At 31.0% G+C, this 1,471-nt stretch carries 2 protein-coding genes; both read right to left on the bottom strand.

The annotated features are described in order from the left end of the window. Nucleotides 1–152: 152 nt before the first annotated feature. Entirely contained in the window at nucleotides 153–602 is a 450-nt protein-coding gene (locus BM183_RS20430) for a hypothetical protein (RefSeq protein ID WP_091689454.1), read from the bottom strand. 42 nt (nucleotides 603–644) lie between these two features. Then, nucleotides 645–1,142, bottom strand: coding sequence for a hypothetical protein (locus BM183_RS20425; RefSeq protein WP_091689452.1), 498 nt, complete (start codon nucleotides 1,140–1,142; stop codon nucleotides 645–647). Nucleotides 1,143–1,471 lie beyond the last annotated feature (329 nt).

Here is a 1,471-nt window from a genome sequence, read left to right as displayed (position 1 = left end):
CAAGAACCACAGAAAAATGGCCTTGCCCATAAATAACTATTAAAATTTTATGTCAGTTTTTTGAGTTTACACGGACTTTGAAACGGTCTCTTTTTGTATCCCACTTTTACATTCTTATGCTACTAATATTCTAAGAATATTTACAAAAACATTTATTTCCAACGTGCATATACTTTCTGAGATGATTCATAATCATCATCTGCTTTCTTTCGTCTATAGCCATTTTCTTTCATAATGCTATCTACAATTGTCATACTATCGCCAACACGAATTCCGAACAAGAAAAACTTAGGATTATTTATATATATATAAGTTACTTTACGAGAATTAATCAAATCTGGGTAGCCCATAAATACAATACAACCAACTTGAGGATTTTCATAATAAATCTCATTATAATCTGGATGTTCTTCCCAACCTTCTTTATCAAACTCTTCTAACGGAGAAATAAGTTTGTAGGGAAAGTTAGTATTGATATTTAATTCCTGTATTTCCCTTGGTGTAATAAAAAAGTGTGATACTATCTTGATAAATAGAAATAAAATCACACCTGTTATAATTATTGTTCTTGTTTTAATTTTACTTTTTTTAATTTTACTCATTTGTTCTAATTCCCTTTTCAAAGTCCGGCTTATTTCTAATTTTTATTTATAGTAACCTTTGCGAAACCAATCTGAACTCCTTATAGATATAGCAAATCCCGTAAGAGTTTCCTCAACTCCATCTTCCCTTTCTGTTCTATCTACTCCAAAGGATATATCAATTTTTCCTTTATTATAATTATAATACCACTTTGACCTCTCCCTTTTATAACCATTTTCTTTCATAATACTATCTGCAAATGCCATATTATCACCCACATGAATTCCAAATAAGGAAAACTCAGGGTTATCTATACCTAAATAAGTTAATTTATAGGAATTAGATAAATCCGGATAGCCCTCAAATAAAATATAATCTCCTCGTAAGTCCACATACTTAACTCCATACTCAATTGCTTCTATTTCCCACCCCTCATCATCAAACTCTTCTAATTGGGAAATAAACTTGTAGGGAAAATTAATATTGTTATTTAATTCTTTTATTTCCCTTGGTGTAATAAGATAGGGAGATGCTATCTTGAAAAATAGAAATAAAATCACACCTATTATAATTTTCGTTCTTGTTCTAATTTTTACTTTTTTATCTTATTCATCTTGTTAACAACACTCCCTTCAAATTTTATTTATAGTAACCTTTGTGAAACCAATCTGAACTCCTTATAGATATACCAAACGCTCTATGTGTTTCCGCAAATCTCCCTTGTTAACATGCTCCCTTCTAAAGACCGCGGCTTTGCCCATAGCACAAATCCCTAAGTCGTCTATTGTAACATATCCTCCCTTGCCTCAATATCTCTCCTTTTGTTCACATCATCCTCATTTCTGATTTTATTTGTAGTAACCTTTGCGAAACCAATCTGAAGTCCTTA

The sequence above is a fragment of the Anaerocolumna aminovalerica genome (genome assembly GCF_900115365.1).
In the GTDB taxonomy this organism is placed as follows: domain Bacteria; phylum Bacillota; class Clostridia; order Lachnospirales; family Lachnospiraceae; genus Anaerocolumna; species Anaerocolumna aminovalerica.
This window is presented reverse-complemented; position numbering and strand designations above follow the sequence as displayed.